This is a genomic window from Paenibacillus pinihumi DSM 23905 = JCM 16419, from assembly GCF_000422505.1.
Classification (GTDB): domain Bacteria; phylum Bacillota; class Bacilli; order Paenibacillales; family Paenibacillaceae; genus Paenibacillus_D; species Paenibacillus_D pinihumi.
This window is the reverse complement of sequence record NZ_KE383865.1, coordinates 470585-494666: the sequence shown is the minus strand read 5'-3', so window position 1 is coordinate 494666 and position 24082 is coordinate 470585. Positions and strand designations below refer to the sequence as shown.

The window sequence follows — 24082 nt, the reverse complement described above, 5'->3', positions numbered from 1 at the left end:
CTTCAGGTTGTACAAAACTGCAGTATAGGCTCCCATTCCAGGCCAAGCCGGACGATATCTTCCTCATCCAGCTTTGCACCCCGCATAACTTCAATCACTTCCATATCGGTCAAAGCGAGCAGCGTATGTTTACTGCCCGCAGGAATTTGAATAACATCTCCCGCTTTTACATCCAGGTAGCGGTGATCAAGCACCATCTGTCCTTCGCCGGATACAATGGTCCATACCTCGGAACGCCCGTTATGGTAGTGGTAACTGAAGTTTTTCCCGGCATTCAGGCTGACCCGCTTGGTCATGACCTGCTCACCTTCCGGGCTCTCCATATGGTCCAGGACAAAATAGCGGCCCCACCTGCGTTCCTCAAACATTGGGCGCTGGTCATCATGTTTCATGACATCCTTGATTCTCGGACTTGAAGCCTTGTCCGAGACCAAAATACCGTCCGGACTTGCAGCTACGACGACATTCGATAGGCCGATAACGGTAATCGGCACACCCAGCTCATTTACAATATGCGTATTCTCTGAATCCTGCGTCATCTTGCCATTGCCCAGCAGGGTTACGCCCATTTCCTCGGTCAATGTATTCCATGTGCCCAGATCCTTCCAGAAGCCTTCGTAAGGCAAAGCCACAATGCGCTCCGCCTGCTCAACCACTTCGTAATCGAAGCTTGTCTTCACCAGTGTTCCATACTGCTTAAGCAGCTCGTCATATTGAATTGGCAGCCGTTTTTCGATCAGCAAATTGATCAGATATCCAAGCTTAAAAGCAAATACGCCGCAATTCCATAGCGCCGACTGGCTGATCAAAGTCTCTGCCTGAGCGGTATCCGGCTTCTCTGTAAAGCGGCTGACATGACAGTACGCCGCCTCTGCCCGCTGGCTGTCCAGCTCATCAGATGGAGAAGCAGGTACGATATAGCCGTATTTTTCCGAAGGGTAGGTCGGCTTCACGCCAATGAGCGCAAGCTCGGCTGCGGAATGCTGCAGCACCTGCTCCAGTTCATGAACCTTGGAGAAAAACGACGTTTCCACATAGGGATCTACAGGCAAAATCGCCACGGCCTCATCCAGCCTCATCCCGGCTACCGAGTACAGATAGACAGCCGCCAGCGCGATTGCAGGAAATGTATCCCGGCGTTCCGGCTCAATAATGATTGGCACATCCTGTCCGACATGGCTGCGAAGCAATTCCTCCTGTGCAGCTCCGGTCGCGATATAGGCATTCTGCTGCAAGCCGGCCTCGCCAAGCTGCCGCCACACTCTTTCCACCATCGATTCCTTCCTGTCGCCAGGGCCTTGTAAAATACGTAAAAACTGCTTGGAACGGGCATCATTGGACAGCGGCCACAACCGCTTCCCCGAGCCTCCTGACAGCAAGATCAGCTTCATCCGCCTCCTGCTCCTCTCCTATTTAAAAGGCATGCTTGCGCCTGATTATGATGATAGCGCACGCTGCTTTTGTTTTTGTTTTTGCTCCCGCATCCAGCGCAGAAGCTGTGTTACCCGTGACTTGACTGGTCCCAGCCTGTCGATCAGCCGCACGAGGCAAAGCACGGCATAGCGGTCCGGCCGCCATTGCTGTCCGAGGCTGATGCGGATCATTTCCTGTGCCTTCTTCCAGTCGTTGTTGCGCCACAGCGCAACCTTGGCAAGCTGAAATACCCGCCCGGCGAGCCGCTTGGAGCGCTGCATGAAAAAGATGCTATGCGGCCCAAAACGGTCGATCCAGTCCGTGCCCTCTCTGGTGCGCTGTTCGATATTTTGCCGGCCTAGCTCGGCCAAATATTGTTGAATCATCATTTTATCCACCGATGCGCTGACCCCGTCCGGCAGTGTGTAGCGGCGGTACAAGGTTTCGTGGACGGTGCCAAACTTCGTAATCAGCGCCATCCGCAGCCACAGGTCGAAGTCCTGGGTAAAGGTGAACAGCGGCCGGTATCCGCCAGCCTGCTCATACACCTTCCGGCGGAACATCACCTCGCCGTGCGTGTACACGTTCTCCCGCAGCAATTGCTGCAGCGGCGGCTCCTGCCCGTTCAGCTTGTGGAACACCTCCGACGCTCCGGTAATCGTGTCGACATTATCGACCGCGCAGCCGACAATCCCTGTCTCCGGGTTGTTGTCGAGCACCCGGACCTGCTCTTCGATCCGCCGCGGATAGGAGATATCGCCTGATCCGTGGATGGCGATGTATTCGCCTTTACTTCGCTTGACCGCCTCGATGATGGAGTTCGTGAAGCCTCTGTTGCTATGCGTGATCACTTGCAGACGGGGATCGCGGAAGGCTTGCAGCCGTTTTAGCGTTCCGTCTTTTGAGCCGTCATCGACAGCAATAATCTCCACATCGCTGTAGGTCTGGTCCAGCAGGCTCTGAATGGATTCCTGCACCTGGTTTTCCCGGTTGTAGTAGACCGTCAGTATGGAAACCTTCATCCTTTTCAACTCCACTTGGTTCAAATATTTTTATTTCATTGTTGTATTTATTGATCAAAGTCCCTATAAGCAACTTCCGCTGCGCGGGCAGATTCATTCCTCCGATCGCTGTTGCGGCCGGATTCTCTGGATTCTCTTAACCCTTTACAGGGTAAGAATCCGTCCGCAAAGGCGAGCACTTCGTTTCTACGGAATGATTCTGCCCGCTCCGCTCATGCGCATTTGTGAAGCTTGATCAAAACAAATAGAGACAATGATAAGCTCCATTTGCATGAGCAGACATTTGCCGGCAGCTTGATATGGCTTATCATGCTTGGTCAAAGCAATTGAAGCACCTTCATTTGATTTGACAACTTAAATTTAAGTTGTCCACAAAAGTGCGCAGCATAATCTCTTAAGTGGAAGAAATCTATCTTCCACAAAAGTCTTTTCCCTGTTCTATCAAATGATGGTGTAGCATTTGCGCAGGGGAAAAGATTCGTCTGTAGAAGCGAAGCGCTCGCATTTGCCCCCGAATGGCTTCCGGAGCCAGTCTAATCAAGTCCATTCGGGGGCAAGAAGCGATCGGAAGACGAACTTTTCACCGCAGCAACCCGCCTACACCATCAAAAGTCTTTTCCCTGTTCTATCAAATTTATGGTGTAGCATTTGCGCAGGGGAAAAGATTCGTCTGTAGAAGCGAAGCGTTCGCATTTGCCCCCGAATGGCTTCCTAAGCCAGTCTAATCAAGTCCATTCGGGGGCAAGAAGCGATCGGAAGACGAACTTTTCACCGCAGCAACCCGCCTACACCATCAATACTTCCGGCTCCATTTCAATACCAAGGGATTTCAGCACGCGCTCCTGCATAAGCGCCATCAGCTCCTTGACGTCACGAGCCGTAGCTGTGCCCAGATTAATAATCCAGTTGGCATGGACGGGGCTGATCTCCGCGCCCCCGATCCGGTGGCCCTTGAGTCCAACTTCCTCGATCAGCCTGCCCGGATGCGGTCCCTGCGGCGGGCTTTTGAAGGTACTGCCGACAGTTGCCACATTGAGCGGGAATTTGCTCTTGCGAATCGCTGCCGCCTGCTTGGTGCGCTCCATAACCTGCGGCTGGTCGCCGTTGTAGACGACATGGAATTCGGCTCCCAAAATGACGACCGAACGTCCAAGCAGCGAGCTGGAACGGAACTGAAGCCCAAGATCTTTGGCTTCGGTGTATTGCAGCCTTCCTTCCTCATCGAGGTAGGTCACCGATTTAAGCACGGAGGATGTCTCCTTGCCAATACAGCCTGCGTTCATAATGACCGCGCCGCCTACAGTGCCGGGAATGCCGGCCATAAACTCAAAGCCGCTTCCGCCCTCTTTGGCCATCGTCAACGCCAGCTTGGGCAGCAGCACGCCGCTGTCCGCCTTGACGACACCGCCTTGCACCGTGAAGTTTTTCATTTTTCTCGCTACATGAATGACGACGCCATCAAAGCCGGCATCATCGATCAGCACGTTGGAGCCGTTGCCGATGACCAGCACCGGCAGTCCCTGCTGGCGGCAGCGGGCATAAATTTCTTCCAGCTGCTCCGGATGCTCGGGTGTAATATAGTAACGGCATGGTCCGCCTACACCCATTGTTGTAATCTGCTTCAGCAGGAACTGCTCCTCCACCCTGCAGGACAAATCGTTAAACATCACTCTCATCCCCGTTCTAAAATGATTCCTTGGCAGACACTTGAACGCCCGGCCTGCCCGTTCGCCCCTGCTGCGTCTCTCCGCTTTGCCCCGCCTGTGACCCTTTGCGCGGGGAACTGAATGTGCGGAACATTTGCCCCAACTTCAGATTCAGCTGCTCCAGATTGTATTGCTGCTCGACAATCCGCCGGCCGGCCTCCCCCATTTTGCTTCTGCGCACGGGGTCTTCCGCCAGCTCGGCAATTCGCTGGGCCAGCTTCTCAACATTGCGCTCCGGAGCGAGGAAGCCGCTCACGCCATCCTCAACCAGCTCCGGAATTCCGCTATGATAAGTCGACAGTACCGGCAGTCCGCAAGCCATCGCCTCCATAATAGCGACCGGAATTCCCTCCTGGTCGCCGTCGGCTCCCGTTACACTCGGAGCGAGGAACAGATCTGCCTTCGCAATGAGCTGCTTGACTTCCTCATGGTTTTTCGGGCCTAACAGCCGAATACGGTCGCCCGTCTGGCTCTCAGCAATCAGCTGCTCCAGCTGGCCTCTCTGCGGGCCGTCTCCTATAATGTCGTAACGGATATCCTTGCCCAGGCGGATCGCTTCGGCTGCGGCGCGGATTGCATATTCCAGCCCCTTCTTCTCTACCAGTCTCGCAATGGACAACAGCCTTGCCGGCCCCTTGCCATTTTTGTCGGACTGTGTGAATTGCCCGGGGTCAATGCCCATCCGGTGTACGGCAATTTTCTCCTCGGGACAGCCCATGGAGACCAGCTCTGTCCGCCAGCGCCTGCTGATCGGCAGGAACAGGTCCCCCTTCTCCAGCAGCCGGCTGTATACGTTGCGGCCATAGCTTTTGATATATGCGCTCATGTCGAAACCATGAAAGGTCGTGACCAGCTTGCCGCTGAGCAGTCCTTTTTCCTTCAAAAACAAACCAAGATTGCCGTTCTGGCCAAAGTGGCAGTAAATGATATCGTAATCCCGGTTTTTGCTGCCCCCGTTCTGTTTGAGCAGTGTCAGCGCCGCATAAAACAGCTTCATAGACATGGCATCCTGCTTGTACTTGAACACGTTGAGCGCATCCAGCAGCACCGACGGGCCGCGATGCAGATTCCCGGGCAGCAGGTATAACGATGACAGCAGCCGTTTGAGCTTACCCTGTGGCGGGTTGAAATAGGTGCATCTGTCGAGCAGCCCGTAACGAATCACATCCGGATGCATCTTACTCTCTGCCCGCGTCCAGTTCGCATAAATATCAACCTCGAAGCCCTGATCAATCAGCCCCGTAATCTGGTTTAGCACGAAGGTTTCGGAAAGCGCAGGGAAATACCCGACCACAAATGCGACTCTCATCCGCTATCCACCTCCCCTTCCTTCACGTTTTTGATTTATATTTTGATGGTCGTTCAAATGGCCTGATGGCCTGCCGTCTAACTTTCCGGTTAATTTGCCGCCTGGCGGCGCAGTTTGCCGCGAATGCCCGCCGCCTTTTGCATCAGCTCCGCCCAATCGGAACGGCGCAAAAGCAGCAGCTCGGCTACGGATACCTTTTCCCTGCGCACATACAGCAGCACGAATACAGCTCCGGCCAAGGTGTAGGAGATCGCAGACGAAATGGCAGCCCCGGTAGTACCGTAAGACGGAATGAGCAAGAAGTTGAGTCCAACATTCACGGCCAGCGATACAATGGATACATTCAGTGAAAACAATGGATAGCCGCGTCCGGACATCTCCGAATGGAGCAGCTTGACAATGACAAAGCTCAATATGCCCGGAAGCAGCCAGCGGATCACCGTTACGGATCCGTCAAAGGCCTTGCCGTACAGCAGGCCGACAATAACAGGCGCAAACACCCAGAACAACACGCCGAAGAGAACCAGCAGCGGCATCAGAAAACGGATCAGCTTGAGTGTACGGTTCACCGACGTTTTTTCGGATGAGGCATTGGCCCCCTTGGAAAACAGAATCATGCCGACCGCAGCCGGAAGCTGCCAGATCATTTCCGCCAAATTCGTCCCGACCGAATACACGCCGACTGCTGTCGCGTTCGTGTACGCCTCGAGAATGATGACATCCAGCCGGTAGTTGAGCTGAAGTACGAACAATGCCACTGCGAAGGAGAATCCCTTGCCAATCATCGCTGACATAACAGCGCGGTTAAATGAAAGCCCGACCGGAACATCCTTGACTGCCCTCCAGCAGTAATACAAGGTAAAAACAGCCATCAGCAGCTGGGTCAGGGCGGCGCCCATAACCCCAAGCCCCCACAAGCCGACGAGGACGATCAGAATCGCAAAGTTGTAGACCGTCTTCAAGATCTCCGCCTTGTTCAAGCTGCCGATTCGCATCTTGCCTTGCATGATTCCACGCAAAAACTGAATGCCCAGATTGACCGGGATAATCAGCAAGAACACCAGCAGCAGCCAAACACTGTACCGGTCGCCGTATTGCAAATAAAAAATCAGCCCGACGACCGACATGCAGAGCACGGAGGCAACGATCCACACCACCGCGAGAGAGGAGACGATTTCCTTCTCCGGGTACGTTTTTTTGCCGATAAAAAAAGCGGTCGACTGCCGGATACCCAGATCGGCAATCGTGATGACCAGTGTTGGAATGACCAGGAGGGCGGTCAAAATTCCTTTGCCCTCCGGGCCAAGCAGCCGGGCCGTCACAACCGATACGAGAAACGCACCGAACAGCACCGCCATTCTGGTCATTAAGGTGGTTATAATCTGAAACAGAGTTCCCTGTCGGTTCAAGGTGTAATCCTTTCAATCTGCGCGCCCAATGCGGTGAACAGCTCGACGAAGTTGCCGTACCCTCTCTCCAATTGGTAGAGGTTCATTATCCGGGTCTGGCCTTCAGCACCCAGTGCGGCAACCGCTACCGCTGCACCTCCGCGAATATCTGTCGCAATAACGTCCGCGCCGTGGAGCTTCTTTTGTCCGTCAATGATGGCAAGTTGCCCTTGTGCGCCGTTGACGCATTTGAAATCGCCCTCGGTCACCTCGATCTTGGCACCCATTTTGTTCAGCTCGTCACAGTATGCGAAGCGTCCGTCAAGAATCGTCTCCTTCAGTACCGAGCGCCCTTGAGCCGTAACCATCAGCGCCGTATGCAGCGGTTGAATATCGGTATGGAACGCCGGATATGCTGCCGTCTCCACATCAACAGCCTGCAGCGGGCCAGCCCATTCGACATGAATGCCCCCCGGACCGTCAGCAATCATCAATCCGGCACGGCGCCAGGCAGCCACCTCGGCGTTCAGCACAGATACGCTGGCGTTGCCGATCACGGCACTTCCTTTGGTAACCCCAACCGCCGCAATAATCGTGGATGCGATAATGCGGTCGCTCATCACAGTATGCTCGGCTGCATGCAGCTTGCCGGTACCGCGAATGCGAAGACTCGTATCATCCGCCCATACAATATCTGCTCCCATGGCTGTCAGCAGGGAAATGACGTCAACAATTTCCGGGTTTCTCGCCGCATTGCGAAGCGTCACCACGGAATGGGAGCTGGCTGCTGCGAACAACACGTTCAGCGTGCCGCCGAATGTCGGATAGTGGAAGCGGAGTTCTACTTCCTGACCCGGCTCGCTTTCCTTCAAGTGCAGGCCAAGCTCGCTTTCCTCCATGGCATACCCAAGCTCCTGCAAGGCAAACAAATGCAGGTCATGCTTGCGGTTGCCGATGCTGCATCCCCCTGGAAGCGGCAGGAACAGCGATTTGCCCCATTTGGCCGACAAACCAAGCAGCAGCAGGGAATGGCGGATTTTGCCTGCAAGTTCAGCATTCAATGTACCGCCCTTCCAATTCTTTCCTGAGCAGTACAAGGTGCTGCCTTCAATGCGGATATCCGCTCCTGCCTCGCGCAGCAAACGCACCAATTGCTTCACATCATTGAGCTCTACCGGAACGTTATGCAGCGTAACTTCCTCTTCGGACAAGCAGGCCGCTACAATTGAGGGCAGCGCCGAGTTTTTGGCACCGGGGAGGCTGACCATTCCTTTCAGCGGAACGCCCCCTTCAATTTGCAGGTAAGGCTCCAGTATATCGGAATACTGCTTTTTTAATGCCAGCACCATTTCTATTCCTCTCCTTTATCTGTATCGATCGTATTTTATCTAAAAATTACCATTCAGCTTTTTTCGTCTCTAATCGGATTCTCTCCATCCTTTATCCATCCAACCGGCACCCGGAACACCGGGATGTCAAGCCTGCTCTTGTCTTTGGCGGCCGATCAAGGCTGCCGGACGTCTGACCTGCTGCTTCGATTCAAGCGTCTGCTCGATGCGCAGCTTCAGCTCCGCAATGAACCGCTGCTCATTAAAGCCTTGCGCATACTCACGAATCGCCTCTGCATTCCATCGCTCTCCTTCAAAGCGTTCAAGCGCCATCTTCAGCGAATCTGGCGTCTGACGGTCAAAGTAGAGCCCGTTAAGCCCTTCCCTGATCGTATCGAGGGCACCGCCGCCCCGGAAAGCAATGACCGGACGCCCGCAAGCGTTAGCCTCAAGCGGTGTAATGCCGAAGTCCTCAATGCCGGGGAACAGCAGCGCCTTGCAATTGGCCATGTAGCCGGTCACTTCCTCATCGCTCAGCCGTCCCATGAATTGGACCGTGCTGCCGGCCATCGCCTGCAGCCGCTCCTTGTCCGGGCCGCCTCCGATAATAATAAGCTTCTTCCCGGCAGCCGAGCATGCCTGTACCGCCAGATCAATCCGCTTGTACGAGACGAGCCGGGACACGATCAGGAAGTAATCCTCCTCCGGTGGTTTGACCGGAACAGTCTGTTGGAACCGATTCACGTCTACCGGCGGGAAAATGAGGTCGGAAGCCATATCATAGCAATTACGGATACGCTGCTTGACGATCGTGGAGTTGGCAATGAGCAAATCCACATCCCGCGAATTGCGGCGGTCCCAGCGTCTAAGCAGGCCCGTCGTCAGCTTCGAAATCTTCTTGGCAAACCCGGGCGCGGACACGTCATTCATATACGTATCGAAGTCCCATGCAAATCGCATCGGCGTATGGCAGTAGCAGACATGCACCGCATGCCCCGGCTTCTTGACGCCCTTGGCATAGGCACTGCTGGAGCTGATGATCAAATCATAATTGTCCAGCTTCATCGAACGGACCGCCATCGGGTACAACCAGAAGAACAGCTTGAAATACCGCTGGATGCCCGGTATGCGCTGCATCCAAGTCGTCTTGATCGTGGCGCTCTTAAGCTCCGGCAGCAGCTTCTGCTCATCGACAATCGTCGTATAGATCGGCGCTTCGGGGAACAACTGGCGGAAGACCGCGACCACCCGTTCCGCACCGCCCATCTGGTTCAAGTAATCATGTACAATGGCAACCCGCAATCGTTCCATTACGCCATCTCCTTTATTTCTCCCCGGCCTGTCTGCAGACTGGGGCGGCCTTGATGGACATCCCGGTAGACCTCCTCAATTCGACGGGAGGTCCGGTTAATATCGAACATCGCTTTGGCCTTCAGTTCTGCATTGCAGCCCAGCCAGTTGCGCAGGCCGGGCCTGTCATACAGCCGTTTGATTTCTGAGGCCAGCTGCTCCGCTTCGCCCACTTCATAGAGCAGCCCGTCCTCCTCATGCTTGACAATTTCTGTTACACCGCCGGCAGCTGTAGCTACAACCGGAATGCCTTGGGACATCGCTTCGATCAACACCCGGCCAAACGGCTCGTTGTCCGAGCATAATAAAAGGAGCTCTGCAGCATTGCAAAGCTCCAACACATCATTTCGAAATCCGGTAAACCGTACCCGATGCGCAATCCCCAGCCCCTGGGCAAGCTGCTCCAGATGTACGGCATACTGCTTGTTCTCTTCCCTGAATTTCGGTTCTCCCACAATCCAGAGCACAACATCACAGCCTTGATCCAGCAGTGACTTCAAGGCAAGAATCGCATCCTCCTGACGCTTCCACGGTGCAATCTGGCCAATCAGGACCAGGACAAAAGAGGAGGCGCTGGTCTGGAGCTCCTGCCGGAGCTGTTTACGGTGCCTAGTTCGCGTGAACTCCTCCATCTCCACCAGCTCGACGCCGTTGTGGACGATGCAGGATTTGACTGCGAGCGCCGGACTTCTCATCCCCTGAAAAACTGCGCTGGAGATGCCAATTAGCCGGCTTGTACCCAGGCGGGCGAGCAGCCGTATCCCCGAGCCTACCAGCCCGGATGGCGGCATATCGCGAATATGCCAGATGACCGGCTTTCGGTGCAGCCAGCGGAACATCGAGGCCATCATCCCTGCACGCAGTGAATTGGCATGGATCAGATCGATCCCCTCGGCCTTGACCGCTCTTGCCAGCTTGACGCCGCCCCAGGCCATGCCAAGCAATCCTTTGATCAGCTTGATTGGATTTTTGCTCATCCGTGCCCGGTAGCTTGGCAGCTCCACATAGGCAAGCCCCGCACTTGTCGCCCGGTCGGCAAGCTCTCCTGCCGGCGCAAATAGCCGGACATCCGTCCGCTTCATATGCTTCGCCGTCAGCAGCATGCTGATTTCAGCACCGCTGACCGTGCTTGTATGGTTGAAAAACGCGACCTTGATCATGTTTTCTCCTTTCTCTGCGTCGTCTTGTATGCAAATAACCGGCTCATCAGCCGTATATGACTTGATTTACCTGCCAGCCCCCGGGTTTCCCGTAGGTTTGCCCGCTCCGATCGTGTCCCTGCTTTTCAGCTTCAGTTTGAGTTTGTCATATAATTTGCGCATCATAGCCGATAACGGCTGCTCGACAATATAATAAGCGATCACGCCCGTCACAGCAGAGAAGACGATGATGAGCGAGATGCAGAGCGGAAATCCGAGCTGCTTGAACAGGCCAAGCTTGTTCATGACCGTCGCACACAAGATGGTCGCCGGAAGATTCGTAACAATGATCGAGTAAGATGCATCACCAAGCACATTGATAAAACGCGGCAGACGTTTTACTTTCGTAAAAGCAGCAGCGCCATACAACAGGCAGAGCGATGCAGGCAAATAAATGAACTCCAACGGGATCGGCGAGCTGTAGCTGTAGTGAAGCCACCAGTTCAGCGCATAGCCGAGCACCCCAAGTGCAATAAAGCTTCCGCCAAAGCGACTGCCGTATTTCATCACGATATGGGCGCACAACGCGCCTGCTATAAAGTTTACATTGTAATGACTGAATACCAGACTGAACAGATTGCGGCTTGGCCCCGGATCAATAACCGCGTACAAAGCAACGATGCCGATCAGCTGCAGCACAAATACCCATTTCATCAGCTTGGGACGCCATAAGTACAGCGCGAACAGCAGATAAAACAGGACGATATGGCTGAGCGACCAGGTCGCACCAAGAATCGGCGCCTGCTGGGGCAGCAGCAGTAATGAAGATGCAATGATGTTCAAGCCAAATTCCGAGCCGTTGCCAATATCCTCAAACAGCCAGTATACCGGCAGACTGATCAGCGTAAAAAACCAGACAAGCGGATAAATGCGCAGAAAACGTTTTTCCAGAAATCCGGTAATCTTATCCGGCTTGCCCAAATATGCAGAATAGACGTAATAAATCAAAAAGCCGCTCAGCGTGAAGAAGAAATCAACACCGCCGGAACGGTCTACCTTATAGAAAAACTGAAACTGATCTGTATATTTGTGCATGACAATGCTCACATGGGAGACCAGAATGAGCAGCGCTACGACAGCACGATATGCCTGCACAATTTCCAATCGTTCTCTTTTCATCCCATTCACTCTTTTCCTTCTATTCCATCCGGCTCCGGCATCAAGGCCAGCGCAGCAAACAGCCAGAAGGCTACCGCATTGAACCCGCTTAGCGAGCCGACGAATAAAAAGATCACCAGAATCTGTACATACATCGTGCTCGACAGCGCCTTAAAATGCGGATTTGCTCCTTTTCTGGCTGCTTTGTACATCAGAATCAGAGCCAGCAAGAAGCATAGCGTCCCGACAGCTCCAAAGTTCGATAGTATTGCCAAATAGCCGTTATCCACACTTTGCATGCCTGCAAAGCTTCCCTTGTCGCCCAAAATTGTGCTTCTTCCGATACTACCGAAGCCCTGGCCAAGCGGATTTTTCATAATCATCGGAAGCGCCCTGCTGAACATGCCCATCCGGTCATTATAGGAGTAATCCTCTTGAATGCTGCCCAGCGTCGTTACCCGGCTCGATATCCGGTCCATGCCCGGAATGTACGGCATAAGCTGCGACCCTGCGGCGGCAATAACTCCAATTATAAGCAGGGAACGCAGCCTGTTTTTTGACTTGGAGAACAGGATGCTCGCTGCGATTGCAACAATCAGCGTAATCCATGCCCCCCTCACGAGCGTCAGGGCAAGTGCCGAGACGACGATCAGCACCCCGACCAATCCATAGGGGCTGCGCCAGACCCGGTTCATAATCATCGGCACAAGCGCTGTACACAGGAAGATGGCGAACGGCACCTGTGAATTCAAGGTAGAGAAAGCGCGGAACCCCATCGGTTCAGCTTTCCCGATCGAGGTCATATCTGCCCCTACCAGCCAGAAGTGATCCCATGCAGGCAACACCATATACTGAATCCACGCATAAACCGAGCAGAATACAGCCAGCCCGATGTATACCTTGATCACCATTGTCCTCCACTCGTTTGTTTGCTTGACCGTAATCAGGTATAAAAATACCAGCAAAGGAGTCACGGTGTTCAGTACGGCAAATGCGCCGGCCGCTTTATTGAACGCAATCCCAAGTACAGAAGCATAGACGTAGGCACCAATCAGCAAATAGACCGATACTCGGCTGTACAGCTGCTCTTTGAGCGGCTTGATCGCTAATAGCAAGGCCAGGCTCGCAATCTGCGGAATCAGGCTGACGAGCGATACTTCTGAGTAGACACCTGTCAGCCAATCGGCTACTCGCCGCACTTCAGGTCCAAGGATCCACAGGCTGACCACATAAGGTAATACATACTGTGACCTGGTTAATGAAAGCACGAAGGCCGGCATTACAAACAGAGCAAGTATGGATAGCTGGAACATGAATTCTGTGTTTCTCACCGTCATCAATCCCAAACCAGAAGAGAGGGCTAGCAGCAGCGCTGTCCCCCCTGCCAGCTTTAGGATTGATCCCGGTTTTTCAAATATGTGCACATTCACCATCCATCCTTATTGAAGATTTACACATGCAATCCGACCGGATTAGTAGGCACTGTTCGGAAAAAAAATGACCTTAACGGTCAATAGTAGAATTTTGAGATCCAGCAGCATGCTGCGCTTGCGGATATACTTCAGGTCAAGCTCCACCATCTGGGCGAAGCTAAGCTCATTGCGTCCACTGACCTGCCATAGGCCGGTGCAGCCGGGCGTTACCGCAAGGCGCTGCCGGTCATAATCCGTATATTCCTCGACCTCTCTTGGCAAAGGCGGTCTTGGCCCAACCAGCGACATCTCTCCCCGCAGTACATTGAGCAGCTGCGGGAGCTCGTCGATGCTGGTCTTGCGAATGAAGCGTCCGATCTTCGTAATGCGGGGATCGTCCTTCATTTTGAACATGGCGCCTTCTACTTCATTATGCTTCAGCAGCTTCTCAAGCTGATCTTCCGCATCATGCACCATGGAGCGGAACTTGTACATCCGGAATGTCCGGCCCTGCTTGCCTACCCGCATTTGGCTGAACAGCACCTTGCCCTTCGGGTCTTCCAACTTGATGCAGATCGCAATAATAAGCAGAAGCGGAGAAATTGCCAGTATCCCTGCTCCTGCAGCCATTACATCAAACGCACGCTTGCACATCGGATACAATCCGCGTTCCTGAGGCCTGCTCTGCTGCAGCTCGCTGCGGTAGGAGGCAGAAGACAGCGTGGCCTCTCCTTCATTACGTCCTGGAGGCGTCATTGCACGCTCACCCCTCTTTCATCAGAAGGGGCTTGATCCGCTCTCTTTCCATCAGCTCTTCCAGCGCGGACATTAGCGGGTTTTGAAGCTCTTTGTTGCGAAGCGCAAAGCCCAGGCTCGTCAAAATAAATCCAAGCTTTTCACCGACGTCATAGCGAACCCCCTCAAAATCATATGCATACACAGATTGTGATTCATTCAATTTTTGTATGGCGTCCGTCAACTGGATTTCGCCACCGGCACCCACCTCTTGATTTTCAAGATATTGAAAGATTTCCGGCGTCAGTACATAACGTCCCATAATCGCCAGATTCGAAGGCGCCTGTCCTTTGGGCGGCTTCTCGACAAAACGGCTGACTTCATACAATCTGCCAAACTTCTGTGACGGTGCAACAATTCCATAACGGTGTGTCTGATCGTCCGGTACGCTCTGTACTCCGATGACCGATTTTTGTGTCTTCTCATACTGTTCTGCCAGCTGGCGGATGCAAGGCTTGTCCGCTTGAACAATATCATCGCCGAGCAACACGGCAAACGGTTCATTCCCGATAAAATTACGGGCGCACCATACGGCATGACCGAGTCCTTTTGGCTCTTTCTGGCGGATATAGTGAATATCCACGTTGGAGGAACGGCGAACTTCATCCAGCAGCTCAAATTTGCCTTTGCTGAACAAATTGTCTTCCAGCTCGAACGCATGGTCGAAGTGATCCTCAATGGCGCGCTTGCCTTTGCCTGTAACAATAATAATGTCTTCGATACCGGATTCAACGGCTTCTTCTACAATATACTGGATGGTGGGTTTGTCCACGATCGGCAGCATTTCCTTCGGCATAGCTTTGGTTGCAGGCAAGAAACGAGTCCCTAATCCGGCAGCGGGAATGATCGCTTTTTTCACTTTTTTCATCTTCCATCACCCTATCCTGTAGTTTGTCTACAACAAATTGGCTCAATAGCCTGAATCATGATTTCCTATTATTTCTTCTATCCTGAATTCCGGGGCATCCAACCCCGCCTCTCATCACACCACCGACAATAATGTCTAAGGTCCTTAGTTAGACCCACAGCATGACCGAGTGCCTCCAGTGATATAGGTGCAGGAGACATTACCTTCAGCATCGCTTGAATCATTCAAGCAATACGCAGCTTCATGTATGTAACTGATCTTGCTGTAATGCTGCCTGACTGCAGGCTTCTCTTCGCTAATTAAGCTATGAGCTCTCCTTATTGGAGCCGTAATAGTAGTAATAACCTTCCGCATTTTTGCGGTTAATGTTGTTCAGCACGACACCGAGTACACGGGCCTTCACATGATCCAGGCTGATCTTGGCCTTTAGCGCCGCCTCTTTCTTGACATTACCGGAATCGATAACCAGTACGACACCGTCGCTCTTGGCTGCTACAATCTGGGCATCAGTGACAATCATAATAGGCGGTGTATCAATCACTATGATGTCAAAAGACTCTTTGCTCTTCTCCAGCAGCGCATCCATTCTTGTCGAACCTAGCATTTCTGACGGATTGGGTGGCACCGGTCCTGCGGGAAGCAAACTCAGGTTAGGGATCGAGGTCGAAACAAGGACATCATCAAGCTCTTTCTGGTTGCTCAGTACCGAGGTTAATCCTTCGCGGTTTGAGACATCGAATATATGATGCTGAGTCGGCTTGCGCATATCCGCATCAATGAGCAGCACGCGCTTGCTGGATTGTGCGTAAGTGACAGCCATATTGGCTGAAGTTGTACTCTTGCCTTCGTTCATTTTGGTCGAGGTAACCATGATGACCCGGATATTTTCTTCCAGATTCGAAAATTCGATGTTCGTTCGCAAAATTTTGTAGGCTTCTGAAATCGGTGATTTCGGATTCGTTTCCGTAATGAGCGGTGCCTTACGTTTCGAGTGTGACATTGCCTTCCCTCCTCAGATGTTGTCCTGTCTGCTTCTTGCCCTGTGCGGCCAAATCATTCTCCCGGATTTTCGGAATAACGGACAATGTGGGCAATCCGAGAATATTGCGGATATCCTCCTCCGTCTTCACCGTGTCATCCAGGTATTCCAGCAGGAATGAAATGCCGAGACCCGCAAGCAGTGACATCAAAAATGCTACAGCCAGATTCAATTTGATATTTGGGGATACCGGAGCCATTGGGGTGGAAGCGTCTGCTTCATTCAAAATCGAGACGTTATCCACCTTCATCAGTGTCGGAATCTGCTCCTGGAATACACTTGATACCGCATTTGCGATCTTCGTTGCTTTCTCATAGGAATTATCCTTTGCCGTTACCGACATCACCTGTGTATCGTTAACGGAGCTGACACTAACCTTCTCGACCAGTTCTCTCGCAGTCAGTCCAAGATCAGGATACTGTTCCACAACCTTGCCCATGATGCGAGGTGTCTTGATGATTTCCTTGTACGTCTTCACCAGCTGGATATTCGAGTTGATTGTGCTCAAATCAAGCTTGGTCAGCAAATCATTCGGGTTACTCGTCTGGTTCACAATGAGCTTGGTTGAAGCCTCGTATTGCGGGTTAATAAAGTAAAACGAATATATCCCTGTCGCCAGGCTTGTCGTAATGACCAGCAACATCACCAGCCACAGCCTCTTTTTGACTACATTCCAATATTGTTTGAGTTCCATTCCACTTTCCTCCGTTTACCTTGTTTGAACATGATCTGTCGGATCGCTGTATTAAAGGCAGCTTACCGTCTTTATTAATTCTGATTATTCTGAATATTGAAACTATTTTAAGGGGACATCGTCTTTTCGATTGACTTTTGTAGTTCTCGACATTTCCTCCTTTAAATTTTCACCGTCGTCCCTGACGGTATATGAACACAAGTGATAAATCATTATTCATTTCGCGACCACTCGAGCAAAAAAATAAAGCCTTATAACTTGCCTCCCGTTCTGATGGCAGAGCCGTGCCTTCCCCATGGCCAGCATCATTTTCACCTAATTTGGAGTCTCTTTCGCCAATATCCGACTTTTCAAGCTTGTTCATCGAATTATTCATTTGGAGAATTTGTCGATTTGATTATAATTCATTTCGAATAATTTTGTAAATATATTTTTATAACCACATTTTTTATTTGCAAAATTCAATTGCATTCTTAATTAATTTTGTTTACGTGCATAAACATTCATAAATTCATCTATCGATCCGCCGGAGAGGACAAAATCCATCATATCCTCAAAGGTGCAGTCCATTCCCTGTTTTTGAAGCAGACGGCTCATCAGGTCAGCCAAATCAATCAAAGGCTTGTTTTCTGAAGGCACAAAGCGCTTCTTACTGTAGTCAAATATCATTTCCTGCCTGATCGGATATTCTGTTTTGTGCAGCCATTCTGCAATGCTTCGTGTTGTCGAAAGTGCCCCGCTATTATCCAATGACGGGTCGGCGGCTAGACGCTTCAGAAACTCTTTGACTTTCAGTGAGCGTTGTTTGCGTCTCATCATTACCTGGAAGCTGTCTGAAATCTGATCAATTTGCTCTGTAGCGATGTGGTAAATATTCATCTTGGCAAGCTGTTGTTGATTCATTTTCCTTTCCTCTCCCTTTTCGACTATTACTTTTGTGAAATAGTTATACATATTGAATAATTATAAAGCAAGATTTTCGAAAATAATGTCATTTCGTGTCGATTATCTGGTTTTGATCATTAAGCCCATTTAGTCCGTCTTTTTGACTAGAGTATTTTTTAATTATTCATAACGAGTAATATTACATCAATTAATACTCATTACGAGTAACAATGTGACGGATTGTACCCGCGGGGTCTTATTTTGGCAAGGTTGCCTGATCAATAAAGATTGGCATTTACATACTAAACACCTCAAAAATGTTGTATTTAAGCCGCATTCCGGCGTTTTGACGAGTTTTTTCGTTTTTTCGGGCAGGAACCCGAGACTATGAAATCGCTCTTTTCCCCGGTATCGCTGTTCTGAAAGAATGGATTAAAGCCTGATTTTGTCATACCTGTTGTCATACCCTAAGGACAAAATTTGCACGGCTTTATTCCTATTTTGTTTGCCCAGAAGGCTATCTCTCTCGTAATGCTGCGAATGGGCAAAATGTTTTGTAAACGCTTTAAATTAAAGGAATATGAGAATATTTTTAGCTACCGCAACTTTGATTTCCTGCTCAAGACCTGTCCCAAAAATCATGATTCGGGCTGCCCCTATGACATAGATACCGCCAATTTACCTAGTCTGTTGCCACTATCCAAGGCCCTTTTGCAGGAGACTTTGACCAGGCCCGGGAACAAGGGTCAGGCAAAACGGTATCCAAGCCGGCTGGCTTTTGAGATTCATGCCCGATCATCCTCTTATGTTCAGTGAATCTCACCTTATTTCCAAGCTTGAAAAAGCCGGCCGGGAGCTAAAACTATGCGTCAGGCAAAACATTTAGGTGTTTTAATGTGAAAAAAATCACATATTATTCTGTGATGAGCAGCTACAATTAAAGCATAAAGGATATAGCTTACACACCTATTATAATAGAAGATTTAAAAGGAGAGGATTCACATGACAGACCAAAATAAAATGGATTTGACCCGCTTTTATCTTCATAATTGTTATACATGCCAGGATGCCGAGAAGTGCGATACCGAGAAAGCCTGCAAGGCATGCTGGGAAAAGAAAGGATTGGAAGAACAAAATGAGCAGCCTCAGGAAACTGCAGAGTTGCTGATGGAGTATTACGCTTAATGGATTCTCTTCGTTATCCGATCGGATGCACGGGCAAATGAGTCTGGATACAGCACAAATTGCATCCCTCGCTGATACGTTCAAATAGAAAATCTGATTCCATTACAAGCGGAATTTAAGCCTGAAACCTCCTGTTTAACTGGAGATTCGGGCTTTTTGGCTTGCCTTGTGTTATATTCAAGAAGTAAATTATCCCGTTCTTTTTTAGCAGGAGGAAGAAAATCAATGACAATTATCCCGTACCATGCGGACATCCATGACCAACTCGTAGATATATGGCATCGCGCTGTGCGTCAGACACACTCTTTTCTAAGCGAAGAAGACATCCAGTTCTATCATCAGATGGTGAGAGAGGCAGCACTGACATCCGTTGAAGTGCAAGTTGCGCTGAATGAGAACCGGGAGCCTGTCGGTTTTATCGGCACAGACGGCCAAATGATTGAAATGCTGTTTATCGATCCTGATTATCATGGACAAGGCATCGGCAAGCAGTTATTAAATCATATTATAGAACAAAAAGGATCTGATCTGACGGTTGACGTCAATGAGCAAAACGACGGGGCCAAAGGATTTTACGAGCATTACGGGTTCGTACAGACTGGCCGTTCAGAGCTGGACGGTTCGGGACGACCGTTTCCGCTGCTCCATATGAAACTCCAGCGCTAAGGCGTTCATTAAAAGACCTCTCTGTGACCGGGAAATAACGGGTGTCCACCACATCCGCTTCTCCGTCATAGAGAGGTCTTTCTTTGCACGTTTAACCTTGCTGAACTGCACTTTCATCCATGAAAAACAATTCCCACAAATGACCATCCGGATCCTGGAAGCTTCGGGTGTACATAAAGCCGTGATCTACAGGGTCATTGGAAGCCTTGCCTCCTACAGCCAGCGCCTTGTCTGCAATCTCATCCACCCGTGCGCGATTTTCGAGCGATAATGCGACAATTACCTCTGCATCCTTCCCCGTATCGGAAATTTCCTTCGTAATGAATGTTTTGAAGTAGTGTTCCACCAGCAGCATAACAAAAATCTTGTCGTTCACAACCATGCAAGTCGCGTTCTCATCTGTAAATTGCGGGTTGAATTCAAAGCCCAGCTCTGTGAAAAATGCCACCGATCTTTGCAAATCCTTTACCGGTAAATTAACAAATATTTTGCTTGACTGAAATCCCATAAACGATCACCTCATTTAAATTTATCCCACCGTACAAAAGCCATTTCCTATTCTTTACGGCATGGCCTAATTTTATCATAGCTACCGAAGAATAATTTCTTACCGATTGCGAAACTTGTACTCATCTCTTGTCCGCTGCTGGCCTTAATAATGGATTGCCGCTCTGGTATTGATCTTTGGACAGTAGTCTTGTATACTAGGCAACGTATAATCTCAATAATATGGTTTGAGAGTTTCTACCGGATACCGTAAACATCCTGGCTACAAGTAAAATGTTCAACAGACATTTTACATCTAGCCGGGATTTTTTTTGTTTATTCAACTGTATGAGCATGCCTTCTCTTTTCTTGCTTATACAGGCTGAATTTTAGTCACAAATAAACTGTAATCAGGAGGCCAACATGAATCTGAAAATCTTCGTACTTACCATTGCGACCTTTACTGCAGGTCTCATTGAACTGATTATTGGAGGGGTACTGCCGAGCATCGCAGACGATTTGAATGTCTCGTTAAGTACTGCCGGGCAGTTGATTACCATATTTGCCCTCGTCTATGCAGTTTCCGGGCCTGTGCTGCTTGCCCTGACAGCTAAAATCGAACGAAAACGACTGTATATATGGTCCATGCTGGTATTCACACTTGGAAGTCTGCTGGCATTCTGGAGTCCAGACTACAACATTTTATTTATCTCCCGCATCATTAATGCGATCAGCGGTTCCTTGATTGTCACCTTGTCACTGACCATCGCTGTGAAAATCGTACCCGAAAATTTCCGGGCGCGGGTTATCGGCATTATCTCGATGGGGGTAAGTTCATCTATCGTGCTAGGCGTACCGCTGGGCGTACTGGCCCAGGACTTTTTTGGATGGCGCGTCCTGTTCCTTATCATCGCTATATTAACACTGGTCGCTATGGTGACGGTCCAGTTGTTCCTGGGTCGGATTCCAAGCGATAATATGGTCCCGTTAAAGACTCAGCTCCGCTCGCTTAAAAGCACGAAAATCATCAGCGCACATCTCGTAACAACGTTAGCACTGGCCGGACATTATACGATGTATGCCTACTTTACACCGTTCATGGAAACCATGCTCCATCTGGATACGTACTGGATTAGCGCAGCCTATTTTGTATTCGGGTTGTCGGCCGTCAGCGGCGGGCTTTTTGGAGGCATCTTGGCGGATAAGGCCGGCGCAGCTAAAAGCATTCTGATTGTAGTCAGTACATTCATTGTTGTTATGTTTATTTTGCCGGTATCGACGGCTAATTTGTATGTATTTGCCTTAGTGACTATCTTGTGGGGCATATTGAGCTGGGCGATTTCCCCGGCACAGCAGAGCTACCTGATTCAAAACGCCCCGGAATCATCAGATATTCAGCAAAGCTTTACTTTCTCCTCGATCCAAATCGGAATCGCCATCGGCTCCGCCTTGGGTGGTGTGGTCATTACGAAGGCTGAATCCATTACCAGCAACGCATGGGTTGGCGGTATTCTGATGTGCGCCGCATTGCTTTGTGCCATCTATTCGCTTTCCAGACAAGGATTGTATCTTGCTCCCAAGCAGGCGGGCCAGTCCCGGGAAGCATAACTGAATTGTATTCCATCTATTATTCGCCTGGGTGAAGCCGCATCAACAATCGGCCTCCACCAGGCTTTTTTCATGCAGGTAAGCAGGGATAATCGAACTATAATGTCATTCAAACAATTCTATTCAGCTATTAAATAAATCAATTCCGATTAATAATCTGGGTATAGTATAATTTACTTTATGCTACAAAAAATTGGAACTGGGGTGCAGTTTTGACCGTCGTACAATTAAAGCCTGACACAGGACATCAGAGCGGCAGTCAGCCTTTCTGGATTATCCTGACAATACTGTTTCTTGGTTCATTTGTGGGCATGTATCCTTCTGCCGCATTGAATGTCGCCCTGCCCGGATTCATGGATATTTTCAACACTGACCTGCGTTCGGTCCAATGGCTCATTACTGGTTTCACCCTGGCAATGGGTGTCGTCGCCCCCGTCAGCGGCTATGCCAGCGAGCGATTTGGAAGCAAACGGCTGTTTTTATTCTGTATTGCAGGGATTATATTGACCACCCTTCTCTGCGCGTTGTCCTGGGACATTTATTCGCTCATTGTCTTTCGGGTGACCCAGGGGTTATTCAGCGGGCTGATTCAGCCTGTATCTCTTGCGATGATCTACAATATTGTCCCGGCGGAAAAACAGCCGCATGCTATTAGTATCTGGTCTTTCTCCACTGTGCTGAGCACTTCAATTGCACCGTCACTTAGCGGCTATCTGCAAAGCTTTAACTGGCCGATGCTGTTCCTAACCACCATACCGCTGGCTTTGGGGGTGCTGTTTGCTGCCATGCGTTATCTTCCCCATAAACCGGCTAACCAGAATAAAGTACTAGATAAAACAGGGTTGCTGCTCGCCGCTGCCGGAAGCCTGTCCCTGCTTATTCTGTTCGGCAATCTGAGCCGCTGGGACTGGTCACTGCCGACTCCTTGGCTCTGTCTTGTAATTGGGCTTGGGTGCAGCATTGGTTTTGTCCTCCATGAATTACGGACTTCATCCCCTCTGCTGGAACTGCGTTTATTCAAATCAAAGCTGTTCTCATCAAGTCTCGTCCTGTCATTGATTTTATTCGTTGGCCTTTATACCGGTGTTTATTTTGTGCCGCTCTATCTGCAGGATATCCAGGGGCTGACCCCGTTGCACAGCGGGTTAATGTTCCTTCCGGCAGCATTATGCCTTACCTGTTCAACTTTTCTCTCCGGCAAGCTTTACAACCGGACCGGACCGGCGCTGCTGGTGTTTATCGGGAGTACCATCATGCTCCTGACCACGCTCTGCTTCAGCACCATTCATCCGGGCACAAGCCTTGGTGCAGTGATTTTGTGGCTTGCAATTCGTAATATTGGAACCGGGCTTGCCTTGACTCCCGCTACGAATGCAGGCATGATGGCTGTTCCCGGTGAATATTCCGGCCATGCTTCGGCTCTCATCAGCTGGCTCCGGCAGATCACGAGCGCGTTGATTCTGGGACTGTTCACCTCTCTCTTCGATGCGAGGTTTACGGTTCATCAGTCCAGACTTGAACAATCCGATAGCGCGCTCCCCGGAAGCCCGGCTTACATTGACGCTTATACGCTGAGTGTGAATGAAGCGTTCCTCGTTGCAAGCGCCTGTGTTGCAGTATCGCTCCCCTTATGCCTGCTGCTGCGAAGAACAAAGTCCTAGAGCTCAGCTATTCGTCTTCGATATTCCAGTGGTACGAGTCCCATCTCCTTGCGGAATCTGAAAGTAAAATAACTCGCACTTTGAAAACCGCATGAAATAGCTATTTCACTAATCGTTCGATCTGTTTCCTGCAACATTTCACAACTTTTCTGGATGCGATACTCCATCAAATACGCGTTTGGTGTTTGACCGATGTACGTACTGAATAGTTCACAGCATCGGCTCCTGCACACGGAGCCGGCAGCTGCGATCTCATCAAGCACAATCTTATTTTCATAATTTTCATGGATAAAGCCTGTCATTCTCCAGACAGCTTCCCATAATCGATCGTTAGGAAAATGGCCCGTATGATGTTTTAATTGCTCTCCAATATCAGCACATAAGGCTATCGCTTTGGATAGCAGACGCAGCGGATTGCACTGTTGTCCATGCATTTCATCGTAGATCCGGTATACAGTGTCAAGGATTTCCCGATGCCAGAGTGTTTTGTCTGTAAGTAAAATAAAATCTTCGGAATTCGGGCCAAACTTCTCCTCCCAATACTCTTTCCCCACCCATGCTTCCTTCCCAATCAGCGAAGGATGAATAACGACTACTATATAAGAGCAGTCGGCCATATCAGCCGAAAAGCCGTAATGCAGCCGCTTGCTATTCACAAAAATCCCATTGTTCTTTTCAATTCGATTGACCGTTCCATTCACAAAAAAATCCATCGAACCTTCAAGCACGAATATAAATTCCAAATCAGAATGCCAATGACATGCGGCAGCGTATTTTTCAAATTGACGAAGCTCCCCTTTTCGCACGTAAAGCGGAAAGTTGGATAAATTGTAGTTTAACCGTTCTGATAAATCAGAAAAAACCTCCATCTTTGAATACAAGTGATCGCCCTCCAAAAAAAATACGTTTTTAATATTATTATAGTCAATTATGATAGAAACCCCCATAAAATTATACTATTTTTATAGTA

General features: G+C 50.2%; 21 protein-coding genes and 1 riboswitch. Of the genes, 4 read left to right on the top strand and 17 right to left on the bottom strand.

Features of this window, described 5'->3' with window-relative positions:
- Positions 1-2: 2 nt before the first annotated feature.
- The 15 genes from H583_RS0122500 to H583_RS0122425 all read right to left on the bottom strand — a co-directional run bounded on the left by H583_RS0122500 (position 3) and on the right by H583_RS0122425 (position 17524).
- Positions 3-1391, bottom strand: a complete 1389-nt coding sequence (locus H583_RS0122500) for a sugar phosphate nucleotidyltransferase (protein WP_028562437.1) — start codon at positions 1389-1391, stop codon at positions 3-5.
- 45 nt (positions 1392-1436) lie between these two features.
- Positions 1437-2435 carry a glycosyltransferase gene (locus tag H583_RS0122495; protein WP_028562436.1) on the bottom strand — a complete coding sequence of 333 codons (999 nt, stop codon included), beginning with the start codon at positions 2433-2435 and terminating at the stop codon, positions 1437-1439.
- A 785-nt stretch (positions 2436-3220) separates the two neighbouring features.
- A complete protein-coding gene (murB, locus tag H583_RS0122485) occupies positions 3221-4102 on the bottom strand; it encodes a UDP-N-acetylmuramate dehydrogenase (RefSeq protein WP_081667436.1) in 882 nt (293 codons plus the stop codon).
- A gap of 16 nt (positions 4103-4118) precedes the next feature.
- On the bottom strand, positions 4119-5450 hold the full coding sequence (locus H583_RS33960) for a glycosyltransferase (RefSeq protein WP_051236848.1): 1332 nt from the start codon (positions 5448-5450) through the stop codon (positions 4119-4121).
- 89 nt (positions 5451-5539) lie between these two features.
- On the bottom strand, positions 5540-6859 hold the full coding sequence (locus tag H583_RS0122475) for a flippase (RefSeq protein ID WP_028562434.1): 1320 nt from the start codon (positions 6857-6859) through the stop codon (positions 5540-5542).
- On the bottom strand, positions 6856-8187 hold the full coding sequence (locus H583_RS0122470) for a UDP-N-acetylglucosamine 1-carboxyvinyltransferase (RefSeq protein ID WP_028562433.1): 1332 nt from the start codon (positions 8185-8187) through the stop codon (positions 6856-6858). Before H583_RS0122470 ends, H583_RS0122475 begins: the two co-directional genes overlap by 4 nt.
- Before the next feature lie 126 nt (positions 8188-8313).
- The gene (locus H583_RS0122465; RefSeq protein ID WP_245585970.1) at positions 8314-9477 is read right to left on the bottom strand and encodes a glycosyltransferase; all 1164 of its coding nucleotides are present in this window, start codon (positions 9475-9477) and stop codon (positions 8314-8316) included.
- Complete coding sequence (locus tag H583_RS0122460) at positions 9477-10676, bottom strand: glycosyltransferase family 4 protein (RefSeq protein WP_028562431.1); 1200 nt, start codon at positions 10674-10676, stop codon at positions 9477-9479. Before H583_RS0122460 ends, H583_RS0122465 begins: the two co-directional genes overlap by 1 nt.
- Before the next feature lie 66 nt (positions 10677-10742).
- Positions 10743-11834, bottom strand: coding sequence for an acyltransferase family protein (locus H583_RS0122455; RefSeq protein WP_154665962.1), 1092 nt, complete (start codon positions 11832-11834; stop codon positions 10743-10745).
- 5 nt (positions 11835-11839) lie between these two features.
- On the bottom strand, positions 11840-13237 hold the full coding sequence (locus H583_RS0122450; protein ID WP_211228349.1) for an O-antigen ligase family protein: 1398 nt from the start codon (positions 13235-13237) through the stop codon (positions 11840-11842).
- A gap of 48 nt (positions 13238-13285) precedes the next feature.
- Positions 13286-13981 carry a sugar transferase gene (locus H583_RS0122445; protein ID WP_028562428.1) on the bottom strand — a complete coding sequence of 232 codons (696 nt, stop codon included), beginning with the start codon at positions 13979-13981 and terminating at the stop codon, positions 13286-13288.
- A gap of 7 nt (positions 13982-13988) precedes the next feature.
- Positions 13989-14888, bottom strand: coding sequence for a UTP--glucose-1-phosphate uridylyltransferase GalU (gene galU / locus H583_RS0122440; RefSeq protein WP_028562427.1), 900 nt, complete (start codon positions 14886-14888; stop codon positions 13989-13991).
- 304 nt (positions 14889-15192) lie between these two features.
- Positions 15193-15888: a CpsD/CapB family tyrosine-protein kinase gene (locus tag H583_RS0122435; RefSeq protein ID WP_028562426.1), complete on the bottom strand. Its 696-nt coding sequence runs from the start codon at positions 15886-15888 to the stop codon at positions 15193-15195.
- Positions 15869-16621 (bottom strand): YveK family protein, encoded by a 753-nt coding sequence (locus H583_RS0122430; protein ID WP_028562425.1) that lies wholly within the window; start codon positions 16619-16621, stop codon positions 15869-15871. Before H583_RS0122430 ends, H583_RS0122435 begins: the two co-directional genes overlap by 20 nt.
- 477 nt (positions 16622-17098) lie before the next feature.
- A complete protein-coding gene (locus tag H583_RS0122425) occupies positions 17099-17524 on the bottom strand; it encodes a hypothetical protein (RefSeq protein ID WP_028562424.1) in 426 nt (141 codons plus the stop codon).
- Positions 17525-18508: 984 nt separating this feature from the next.
- Between H583_RS0122425 and H583_RS0122415 the strand changes: the two genes are divergently transcribed.
- Positions 18509-18691, top strand: coding sequence for a hypothetical protein (locus H583_RS0122415; RefSeq protein ID WP_028562422.1), 183 nt, complete (start codon positions 18509-18511; stop codon positions 18689-18691).
- Between the two features lie 225 nt (positions 18692-18916).
- Complete coding sequence (locus H583_RS0122410) at positions 18917-19357, top strand: acetyltransferase (RefSeq protein WP_028562421.1); 441 nt, start codon at positions 18917-18919, stop codon at positions 19355-19357.
- Between the two features lie 91 nt (positions 19358-19448).
- Here H583_RS0122410 and H583_RS0122405 read toward each other — a convergent pair whose 3' ends face one another.
- Positions 19449-19865, bottom strand: coding sequence for a VOC family protein (locus H583_RS0122405; RefSeq protein WP_028562420.1), 417 nt, complete (start codon positions 19863-19865; stop codon positions 19449-19451).
- Positions 19866-20050: 185 nt separating this feature from the next.
- Positions 20051-20149, top strand: a riboswitch (purine riboswitch).
- A gap of 117 nt (positions 20150-20266) precedes the next feature.
- Between H583_RS0122405 and H583_RS0122400 the strand changes: the two genes are divergently transcribed.
- Together H583_RS0122400 and H583_RS33955 are read left to right on the top strand one after the other, a co-directional pair.
- Complete coding sequence (locus H583_RS0122400; RefSeq protein ID WP_028562419.1) at positions 20267-21451, top strand: MFS transporter; 1185 nt, start codon at positions 20267-20269, stop codon at positions 21449-21451.
- A gap of 212 nt (positions 21452-21663) precedes the next feature.
- Complete coding sequence (locus tag H583_RS33955) at positions 21664-23112, top strand: DHA2 family efflux MFS transporter permease subunit (protein WP_245585969.1); 1449 nt, start codon at positions 21664-21666, stop codon at positions 23110-23112.
- On the opposite strand, the gene H583_RS0122390 is transcribed toward H583_RS33955, so the two are convergent.
- Positions 23109-24059, bottom strand: a complete 951-nt coding sequence (locus H583_RS0122390; protein WP_081667435.1) for an AraC family transcriptional regulator — start codon at positions 24057-24059, stop codon at positions 23109-23111. The two genes, H583_RS33955 and H583_RS0122390, sit on opposite strands and share 4 nt — an antisense overlap.
- Between the last annotated feature and the right edge of the window lie 23 nt (positions 24060-24082).

Excerpts from the sequence above, each read along its gene's own strand:
- H583_RS0122415 (WP_028562422.1), top strand. The coding sequence starts at position 18,509 with ATGACAGACCAAAATAAAATGGATTTGACCCGCTTTTATCTTCATAAT.
- H583_RS0122455 (WP_154665962.1), bottom strand. The coding sequence starts at position 11,834 with ATGAAAAGAGAACGATTGGAAATTGTGCAGGCATATCGTGCTGTCGTA.
- galU (WP_028562427.1), bottom strand. The coding sequence starts at position 14,888 with ATGAAAAAAGTGAAAAAAGCGATCATTCCCGCTGCCGGATTAGGGACT.
- murB (WP_081667436.1), bottom strand. The coding sequence starts at position 4,102 with ATGTTTAACGATTTGTCCTGCAGGGTGGAGGAGCAGTTCCTGCTGAAG.
- H583_RS0122425 (WP_028562424.1), bottom strand. The coding sequence starts at position 17,524 with ATGAATCAACAACAGCTTGCCAAGATGAATATTTACCACATCGCTACA.
- H583_RS0122405 (WP_028562420.1), bottom strand. The coding sequence starts at position 19,865 with ATGGGATTTCAGTCAAGCAAAATATTTGTTAATTTACCGGTAAAGGAT.
- H583_RS0122410 (WP_028562421.1), top strand. The coding sequence starts at position 18,917 with ATGACAATTATCCCGTACCATGCGGACATCCATGACCAACTCGTAGAT.
- H583_RS0122465 (WP_245585970.1), bottom strand. The coding sequence starts at position 9,477 with ATGGAACGATTGCGGGTTGCCATTGTACATGATTACTTGAACCAGATG.
- H583_RS0122495 (WP_028562436.1), bottom strand. The coding sequence starts at position 2,435 with ATGAAGGTTTCCATACTGACGGTCTACTACAACCGGGAAAACCAGGTG.
- H583_RS0122460 (WP_028562431.1), bottom strand. The coding sequence starts at position 10,676 with ATGATCAAGGTCGCGTTTTTCAACCATACAAGCACGGTCAGCGGTGCT.
- H583_RS0122400 (WP_028562419.1), top strand. The coding sequence starts at position 20,267 with ATGAATCTGAAAATCTTCGTACTTACCATTGCGACCTTTACTGCAGGT.
- H583_RS0122430 (WP_028562425.1), bottom strand. The coding sequence starts at position 16,621 with ATGGAACTCAAACAATATTGGAATGTAGTCAAAAAGAGGCTGTGGCTG.
- H583_RS0122470 (WP_028562433.1), bottom strand. The coding sequence starts at position 8,187 with ATGGTGCTGGCATTAAAAAAGCAGTATTCCGATATACTGGAGCCTTAC.
- H583_RS0122500 (WP_028562437.1), bottom strand. The coding sequence starts at position 1,391 with ATGAAGCTGATCTTGCTGTCAGGAGGCTCGGGGAAGCGGTTGTGGCCG.
- H583_RS0122390 (WP_081667435.1), bottom strand. The coding sequence starts at position 24,059 with ATGGGGGTTTCTATCATAATTGACTATAATAATATTAAAAACGTATTT.
- H583_RS0122435 (WP_028562426.1), bottom strand. The coding sequence starts at position 15,888 with ATGTCACACTCGAAACGTAAGGCACCGCTCATTACGGAAACGAATCCG.
- H583_RS33960 (WP_051236848.1), bottom strand. The coding sequence starts at position 5,450 with ATGAGAGTCGCATTTGTGGTCGGGTATTTCCCTGCGCTTTCCGAAACC.
- H583_RS0122445 (WP_028562428.1), bottom strand. The coding sequence starts at position 13,981 with ATGACGCCTCCAGGACGTAATGAAGGAGAGGCCACGCTGTCTTCTGCC.